The sequence below is a fragment of the Actinosynnema sp. NPDC004786 genome (genome assembly GCF_053601135.1).
Window position 1 is genome coordinate 1 of record NZ_JBSGBG010000098.1, and the last position, 8,286, is coordinate 8,286.

Consider the following 8,286-nt stretch of genomic DNA (forward strand, 5'->3'; position numbering starts at 1 on the left):
AAGCCGGCAGGCCTGGCGGGACGCTCTTCCCCGCCGGGCCTGCCGGCTTTGGCCTGCCCCGGGTACCCGTAAGGGCCCCATGTCAAATCGAGCCGAACCGCACCACCGCGCTCCTCACCCCGCCCCCGCCCCCGAACCCACCCCCGGGACCGAACCCGGACCCGACCCCACCCCCACCAACTCCCGCTCCACCACCGGCTCCCGCCGTCGCACCGTCGTCGCCGCCATGCCCGCGATCACCAGCACCGCCGCCCCGAGCCGAACCGCCGTCACCGCCTCACCCAGCAACAACCACCCGGACAACATCCCCGCCACCGGCACCAGCAGCGCGAACGGCACCACGGCGCTCGCCTCGTACGTCCGCAGCAACAGGTTCCACAACCCGAACCCGAGCAGCGTCGACACCCAGGCGATGAACAGGATCGCCCCCACCCCGGTCCAACTCAGCCCTCGCACCGCCGCCAGGTCGGCGCTCCACCCCTCGAACACGAGCGACAGCCCGAACAACGGCAGCACCGCCACCGCGCTGACCCACACGATGAAGTTGAGCGGGTCCGGCGGTCGGGCGTAGCGGGTGGCGACGTTGGCCAGGCCCCACGCCACCGCACCCAGCACCACCAGCAGGAACGCGCCGATCGGGCTGCCGACGCCGTAGTCGAAGCCGATCACCGCGATCCCCACGGCGGCCACGGCCATCCCCGCCAACTGCACCGGCCGCGGGCGTTCCCGCAGCAGCACGGCGGCGAACAGCACGGTGAAGAACACCTGGCTCTGCAACACCAGGGACGACAACCCGGCCGGCATCCCGGCGGCCATCCCGACGAACAGCAACCCGAACTTCGCCACGCCCAGCGCCAACGCCACCGCGACGACCCACTTCCACGCCACCTTGGGCCGCCCGACGAACCACAGCGCGGGCACGGCGGCGGCCAGGAACCGCAGCACGGAGAACAGCAGCGGCGGGAAGTCGCGCAGACCGACCTTGATGACGACGAAGTTGACCCCCCAGATGGTGGCGACGAGCACCGCGATCGCGACGTGACGTGGTTTCACGTCCCCGAGTCTCAGCCGTCCCACCGTTTAGCACTAGCGATGATTCTTTAAGCTTTGGGTTTAGGATCGCTACATGTTGGATCTCGGACGGCTCCGCGCGCTGCACGCGGTGGCCCAGCACGGCTCGGTCGGCGCGGCGGCGACGGCGTTGGGCTACACGCCCTCGGCGGTCTCGCAGCAGATCGCCAAGCTGGAGCGCGAGACCCGCACCACGCTGCTGGAACGCCGTGGCCGGGGAGTCGCGCTGACCGACGCGGCGCACCTGCTGTCGGCCACCGCCAAGCAGGTGCTCGCGCTGGTCGAGCACGCCGAGGTGGCGTTGGAGGAGCAGCGCGGCGCGGCCGTGGGCGAGCTGCGGGTCGGGGCGTTCGCCACGGCGGCCCGCGGCCTGCTGCCCGCGACGCTCGTCCGGCTGGCCGAGCGGCACCCGCAGCTCGACGTGCGGCTGGTCGAGCTGGACCCGCCGGTCGGCCTGGAGGCGGTGGCGCGCGGCGAGCTGGACCTGGCCGTCACGCACGACTGGGTCAACGCACCGCTGGCCGTGCCGGAGCCGGTGTCGCGGACGCGCCTCGGCGAGGACGTCGCCGACGTGCTGCTCCCGGTCGGGCACCCGTTGGCGGACCGGGAGTCGGTGGTGCCGGAGGACCTGGCCGGCGAGCGGTGGATCTGCCAGCCGGAGGGCACGATCTGCCACGACTGGCTGGTGAACACCTTCCGCGGCGCGGGCATGGAGCCCGACCTGGCCTACCGGATCGCCGAGTACGAGACGCAGTTGGCGTTGCTGGCCAAGGGGATCGGCGTGGCGCTGCTGCCCCGGCTGGGTCGCGGGGCGTTGCCGGACTCGGTGCGGGCGGTGCCGTTCCGGCCGACGCCCACCCGCCGGGTGTTCGCGGTGTGGCGGACGCAGGCCACCCGCCGCCCCGCCGTGACCGCCACGCTGGCCGCGTTGCGGGACTGCTGGGACCAGCGGGAGACGGCTTGAGCAAGACGGGACCGCTTGGGCAAGACGGGACCGCTTGGGCAAGACGGGACCGCTTGAGCAAGACGAGACCGCTTGGGCAAGACGGGACCGCTTGGGCAAGACGAGACCGCTTGGGCAAGACGGGACCGCTTGAGCAAGACGAGACCGCTTGGGCGAGGCGGTACGGCTTGAGCGAGGCCGGACGGCTTGACCGGGTAACGATCAGGCATCCGGCCGTTACGCCGCGCCCGGTTCCGGCGACCAACGATGTGGGAGCGGGGGAGCACGAGCCACTCACCAGGGGGTCTCCCGCGGAAATCCGCCGCCGTGGGAGACCTCCGCCCCGAGGTGCGAGCCCCTACCGCCGGTCGAGGCCGTGGAAGAACGCCCGGACGTCCTCGACCAGCAGGTCCGGCTGCTCCAGCGCCGCGAAGTGCCCGCCCCGGTCGAACTCCGTCCACCGCACGATGTTGTCGGTGCGCCCGGCGATCCGCCGCACGGGCAGCACGACCTCTCGCGGGAACACGGCCACGGCGGTCGGCGCGGACGAGGGCTCGTACCCGTTCCACATGGCCGCGGCCTCCTTGTAGAGCCGGGCGGACGAGCCGGCGGTGCCGGTGAACCAGTAGACGGACACGTTGGTCAGCAGCAGGTCGCGGTCCACCGCGTCCTCGGGGCGGTCGGTGGAGTCGGTCCACTCCTTGAACTTCTCCGCGATCCACGCGAGCTGGCCGATGGGCGAGTCGTGCAGCCCGTACGCGACCGTGTGCGGCCGGGTGCCCTGGAGCTGCACGTAGGCGGACTTCTCCCGGAACGTCGCGTTCCAGGCCAGCCGCTCCAGGTCGGCGTCCGTGAGCCCGGACGTGTCGTCGCCCGGGAAGGTGAGCAGCAGGTTGAGGTGCACGCCGACGACGTGCTCGGCGTCCACGATGCCCAGCTCGCGGGAGATCGGCGAGCCCCAGTCGCCGCCCTGCGCGCCGTAGCGGTCGTAGCCGAGCCGGCGCATCAGCTCCGCCCAGGCGCGGGCGATGCGCGGCACGTCCCAGCCCTTCTCGCGGGTCGGCCCGGAGAAGCCGAAGCCGGGAATGGACGGGATCACCAGGTGGAAGTCCCGTGACAGCGGCTCGATCACGCCCAGGAACTCCACCACGGAACCGGGCCACCCGTGGGTCAGCACGATCGGCAGCGCGTCCGGCCGCGCCGAGCGCACGTGCAGGAAGTGCACGGTCTGGCCGTCGATCGTGGTGGTGAACTGCGGGTGGGCGTTGAGCTTCGCCTCCCACGCGCGCCAGTCGTAGCGGTGCAGCCAGTGGTCGGCCAGCTCGCGCAGGTAGGGCAGCGGCACGCCGTAGTCCCAGCCGGCGTCGGGCAGGTCGACCGGCCACCGCGTGGCGGCGAGGCGGGCCCGCAGGTCGTCGAGGTCGGCCTGCGGGATCTCGACCCGGAACGGCGTGATGGCATCGGTGTCGGCGGACGTGCCGGCATCGACGTCGGCGGACGTGCCGGTGGACGTGTCGGTGCCGGCACCGGTGGACGTGTCGGTGTCGGCCGACGTGCCGGCGGCGGTGGCGGCAGTCGTGCCGGTGGCGGTGGGGAGTGCGCCGGTGGAGGTGGCCGCGGAGGCCGTTGCGCTCATGACTGCGAGCGTAGGACCGATCACGGACGGTTTCGATCCGTGATCCGGTCGCCGTCGTCAGTCCTTGTGGCGCTCCAGCAGCTCCTCCAGGAAGCCGCCCGCCTCGGCCGCGGCCCGCGCCGCGTCGCGGTCGCGCACCGCCTCCACCAGGCCGGTGTGCGAGACCTGGTCGTCCTCGTGGTCGTTCTCCACGGTGGCCGTGATGCTGGCCCGGACCGCCTCGGTCAGGCCCTGGTACAGCTCGGCCAGCAGGGTGTTGTGCGAGCACTGGACGAGCAGCACGTGGAACGCGGTGTCCCGCTCGACCAGCCGCGCCCAGTCCTTGGCGGCCAGCGCTTCGTCCCGCTCGGCCAGCAGCTCCTCCAGGCGGCGCACCTCGTCGTCGGTGCGGTGGGTGGCGGCCAGGCGTGCGCCCTCGACCTCCAGCGTGCGGCGGACCTGCAGCACCTCCAGCAGCTCGTTGCCGCACAGCCGCCGGACGGCCCCGGACAGCTCGCTGGTCGCGCGGACGAACGTGCCGTCGCCCTGGCGCACCTCCAGCAGCCCGGCGTGGGACAACGCGCGCACCGCCTCCCGCACGGTGTTGCGGCCCACACCCAGGGCGGTGACCAGCTCGGGCTCCGGCGGGATCCGGCGTCCGACCGGCCATTCACCGGCGGTGATCGCGCCCCTCATCTGGTCGATCACCTGGTCGACGAGCCCGGCCCGCCGAGTAGTGGCCAACGGCACAGCGCCATCCTTTCATCCGAACATCCCATGTCTGCGATAGTAGCCGCGTGCCAATCCAGCAGACCCGGCCAGACTGGTCATCGTCGACTGCCCACATTGCCACCGATCCCGGTGCCAACGCGACGATCGCCGACCATCCTGGCCGCACCGCCGGGGGTGAGGTGCGCCGTACCCGTCAAGTTGCCCTGGTCGGCAGCACCCTGTTGGCGATCGGCGTAGCGCTGGCCGCGGCCAACCTGCGGCCGGCGGTCACCAGCCTGGCCTCCGTGCTGGGCGACGTGCGCGCCTCGCTGGGCGTCTCGACCGCGTGGACGAGCCTGCTCACGGCCGTGCCGACGCTGTGCTTCGGGTTCGCCGCGTTCCTCGCGCCGTGGCTCGGGCGACGGCTCGGCATGGCGCGGGCGGTCGGGCTGTCGCTGCTGGTGCTGACGGTCGGCCTGGTGCTGCGGGTGGTGGACGGCCCGGCGGCGGTGCTCGGCGGCACGTTCATCGCGTGCGCGGGCATCGCGGTGTGCAACGTGCTGATCCCGGTGGTGGTCAAGGAGTCGTTCCCGACCCGGGTCGGCCTGGTGACCGGCGTCTACACCGCCGCGCTCGCGGCCGGTGCGGCGGTCGGCGCGGCGATCACCCCGGGACTGGAGTCGGCCCTGGGGTCGTGGCGGTTGGCCGTCGGCGCGTGGGCGTTCCTGTCGCTGGCGGCGCTGCTGGTGTGGTCGGCGGGCGCGCGGCACGGTGCGGCGTCGGCGCGGCCGGTGGCGCGGAAGGCGGGCGCGGGCCGCTCGATGTTCCGCAGCCCGTTGGCGTGGGTGATCACCGTGTTCTTCGGCCTGCAGTCCCTGCTCGCGTACACGGTGATGGGCTGGCTGCCGCAGATCCTGGGCGACGCGGGGGTGGGGCGGACCACGGCCGGCGTGCTGCTGGCGATCACGATGGTGCTGGGCGTGCCGGTGAGCCTCGTCGTCCCGCCGCTGGCGGCGCGGTGGCGCAGCCAGTCCGGGATGGTGCTGGTGCTGGGCGTGCTCTCCGTGCTGGGCGTGCTGGGGCTGGCCCTGGCCCCCGCCGCCGCGCCCGGGTTGTGGGTCGTGCTGATCGGGGTGGGCATGGGGATCTTCCCGCTCGCCCTGGTGATGATCTCGTTGCGCACGTCGTCCGGTGCGGACACCGCCCGGCTGTCGGCGATGGCGCAGAGCATCGGTTACCTGATCTCCGCCACCGGGCCGTTCGCGTTCGGCGTGCTGCGGGGCGCGACCGGCACCTGGACGGTGTCCATGCTGGTCCTGGTGGGTCTGCTGGTCCTGCTGACCGGGCTCGGGTGGATCGCCGGGCGTCCGCGGACGGTGTAACTGATAACGCCTCGTGTTGCGAGGGCGATGTGTCGATTACGGACACGAACGGGGAGACCCGGCTGCGCGAGGGGTCGGCCGGGTCTCCCCGTGGAACTTCGTGGGGCTCGCGGATCGTGTGGGCTCGTGACGGCGTGGGCGCGCGGGGCTCGCGGGGTTCGTGACCTCCGCGGGCTGCGCTGACCGTGCCGCGTGGCGTGGCTTCGCTTCGCCGAGCCGCGCGTCGGTCAGCGCGCGTCGGTCAGCGCGCGTCGGTCAGTGCGCGCCGGTCAGCGCGCGTCGGTCAGTGCAGCGGCAGGTTCAGCAGCGCGTTCTCGATCACCTCGGGCATCGCCGGGTGGATCCAGTACTGGCCGCGCGCCATGGTCCGGGCGTCCAGGCCGAAGCTCATCGCCTGGATCACCGGCTGGATCACGCTCGACGCCTGCGGCCCGATCACGTGCGCGCCCAGGATCAGGCCCGTGTCCGGGTCGGCCAGCACCTTCGCGAACCCGGTCGTGTCCTCCATCGCCCAGCCGTACGCGATGGACGCGTACGCCTGCGACGCCGCCACGTACCGCACACCGCGCTCGACGGCCTGCTCCTCGGTCAACCCGACCGACGCGATCTGCGGCGACGAGAAGACGGCGGCCGGCACGAACCGGTGGTCGGAGGAGATCGGCTCGTCCGGGTGCAGCAGGTTGTGCTGCACGACCCGCGCCTCGTGGTTGGCCACGTGCTTGAGCTGGTACTCCGAGCTGATGTCGCCCAGCGCGTAGATCCCCTCGACGGAGGTGCGCTGGTGCGCGTCCACCACCACGCGGCCGTCGGGGTGCACGTCCACGCCGGTGGCGGCCAGGTCGAGGAGGTCGGAGTTCGGCGTGCGGCCGACCGCGACCAGCAGCTCCTCGGACTCCACGACCTCCTCGCCGTCCGGGCCCTCCAGGTGCAGCCGCACCACGCCGTCGACCCGCTCGGCCCGCACCGCCTTGCGCTTGAGCCGCACGTCCCACTTCTCGGCCGCCAGCTCGGTGAACCGGGTGGCGACCTCGCGGTCCTCGTGGCGCAGGAGCAGGTCCGACCGCGCGATGACGGTCACCGCCACCCCGAACGACGAGAACACGTGCGCGAACTCCGCCGCGACGAAACCGCTGCCCAGGATGGTGAGGCGCGGGGGCAGCTCGTCCAGCCGCATGATGGTGTCGCTGGTGTGGTAGCCGACCGAGTCGAGGTCGGCGACGTCCGGGATCACCGGGCGGCTGCCCGCGGCCAGCACGAACCGGTCCGCGGTGATCACCTCGCCGGTGCCGGTGTCGAGGGTCTTCGGGCCGGTGAACCGCGCCGTGCCCGGGTAGACGGTGACGTTCGCGTTCTCCTCGGCCCGCCAGCGGCGGCCGCCCTCGGAGATGGGGTCGATGCGGCCGAAGATGCGGTCCCGCACGTCGGCCCACCGCACGCCGTCCAGGTGGGCGTCCACGCCCAGCCGCGCGCCCGAGGCGGGCGCGGCGGCGACGTCGGCGGTGTGCACGAACATCTTCGTGGGGATGCACCCGACGTTCAGGCACGTGCCGCCGAAGACGCCCTTCTCGACGATCGCGATGTTCCAGCCGGCGAACCGCTCGTCCGCGATGGAGTTGCCGGAACCGGTGCCGATGATGACCAGGTCGAAGTGCCTCACGTCGTGCTCCAACCCGCGACGTGAGGCACTTGTTCCCGGCATCGGTGCGTGTGTCCGCGCGACGTGCGGGTGGGTGCTGGTGTCGGTGCCGTGTGGTGGGCGCGGGTGTCAGTGCGCGTAGGTCGGCACGAGGATCGCGCGGGCCAGCGTGTGGAACGCCAGGTTGAAGCTCACCACGGCAGGGGAGGCGTCGCCGTCCACGTCCAGCTTCTCGACGTCCACGGCGTGCACCACGAAGTAGTAGCGGTGCACCTGGTCGCCGGGCGGCGGCGCGGCCCCGCCGAACGCGCGGGTGCCGAAGTCGCTGCGCACGTGGAACGCGCCTCCGGGCAGCGCGTCGTCCGAGCTGCCCGCACCGGTGTCCAGCGAGGTGACGGACGCCGGCAGGTTCACCACGACCCAGTGCCAGAAGCCGGACGGCGTGGGCGCGTCCGGGTCGAAGCAGGTGACGACGAAGCTCTTGGTCTCCTCCGGGAAGCCGGTCCAGCTGAGCTGCGGCGAGGTGTTGCCGCCCTCGAACAGGTGCGCCTCGGACAGCGGTTGGCCGTCGGACACGTCGGTCGAGCTGACGGTGAACGACGCCACCTGCGGGAGCAGGGCGTAGGGGTCGGGCGCGACGGGGCGCTCGAGGCTCATCAGGTCCTCCACACGTGATCTTGCGGGACAGACCCGGTTGACCTTATCGGCGGAGGTGGGTGGTTGCAGGGGTGGCGGGGGGTGAGGGGTGAGGTGGGGTGGGGGTTCCGGGGGGTGCTGAGTGCGGTCCGGCTCGATTTGACATGGGGCCCTTACGGGTACCAGGGGCAGGCCAAAGCCGGCAGGCCCAGCGGGGTAAAGCGTCCCGCCGGGCCTGCCGGCTTCGTCCAGCCTAAGGCACCCGAACCCATGTCAAATCGAGCCTCGGTGG

7 protein-coding genes are annotated in these 8,286 nt (G+C 72.5%); 2 read left to right on the forward strand and 5 right to left on the reverse strand.

The genetic code is table 11. The features are described 5' to 3' along the window. Positions 1-114: 114 nt before the first annotated feature. A complete protein-coding gene (locus ACWEFJ_RS38935) occupies positions 115-1,053 on the reverse strand; it encodes an EamA family transporter (protein ID WP_449716875.1) in 939 nt (312 codons plus the stop codon). A 73-nt stretch (positions 1,054-1,126) separates the two neighbouring features. Here ACWEFJ_RS38935 and ACWEFJ_RS38940 point away from each other — a divergent pair, with 73 nt between their 5' ends. Beyond that, positions 1,127-2,035, forward strand: coding sequence for a LysR family transcriptional regulator (locus tag ACWEFJ_RS38940; protein ID WP_449716876.1), 909 nt, complete (start codon positions 1,127-1,129; stop codon positions 2,033-2,035). A gap of 337 nt (positions 2,036-2,372) precedes the next feature. On the opposite strand, the gene ACWEFJ_RS38945 is transcribed toward ACWEFJ_RS38940, so the two are convergent. Then, on the reverse strand, positions 2,373-3,650 hold the full coding sequence (locus ACWEFJ_RS38945) for an epoxide hydrolase family protein (protein ID WP_449716877.1): 1,278 nt from the start codon (positions 3,648-3,650) through the stop codon (positions 2,373-2,375). Positions 3,651-3,707: 57 nt separating this feature from the next. Then, on the reverse strand, positions 3,708-4,379 hold the full coding sequence (locus tag ACWEFJ_RS38950; RefSeq protein ID WP_378097603.1) for a FadR/GntR family transcriptional regulator: 672 nt from the start codon (positions 4,377-4,379) through the stop codon (positions 3,708-3,710). A gap of 203 nt (positions 4,380-4,582) precedes the next feature. Here ACWEFJ_RS38950 and ACWEFJ_RS38955 point away from each other — a divergent pair, with 203 nt between their 5' ends. Then, entirely contained in the window at positions 4,583-5,722 is a 1,140-nt protein-coding gene (locus ACWEFJ_RS38955) for an MFS transporter (protein ID WP_449716878.1), read from the forward strand. Between the two features lie 283 nt (positions 5,723-6,005). Here ACWEFJ_RS38955 and ACWEFJ_RS38960 read toward each other — a convergent pair whose 3' ends face one another. Together ACWEFJ_RS38960 and ACWEFJ_RS38965 are read right to left on the reverse strand one after the other, a co-directional pair. After that, a complete protein-coding gene (locus tag ACWEFJ_RS38960) occupies positions 6,006-7,379 on the reverse strand; it encodes a mycothione reductase (protein WP_378097609.1) in 1,374 nt (457 codons plus the stop codon). A 108-nt stretch (positions 7,380-7,487) separates the two neighbouring features. Beyond that, positions 7,488-8,015: a YbhB/YbcL family Raf kinase inhibitor-like protein gene (locus tag ACWEFJ_RS38965; protein WP_378097611.1), complete on the reverse strand. Its 528-nt coding sequence runs from the start codon at positions 8,013-8,015 to the stop codon at positions 7,488-7,490. Positions 8,016-8,286: the final 271 nt, after the last annotated feature.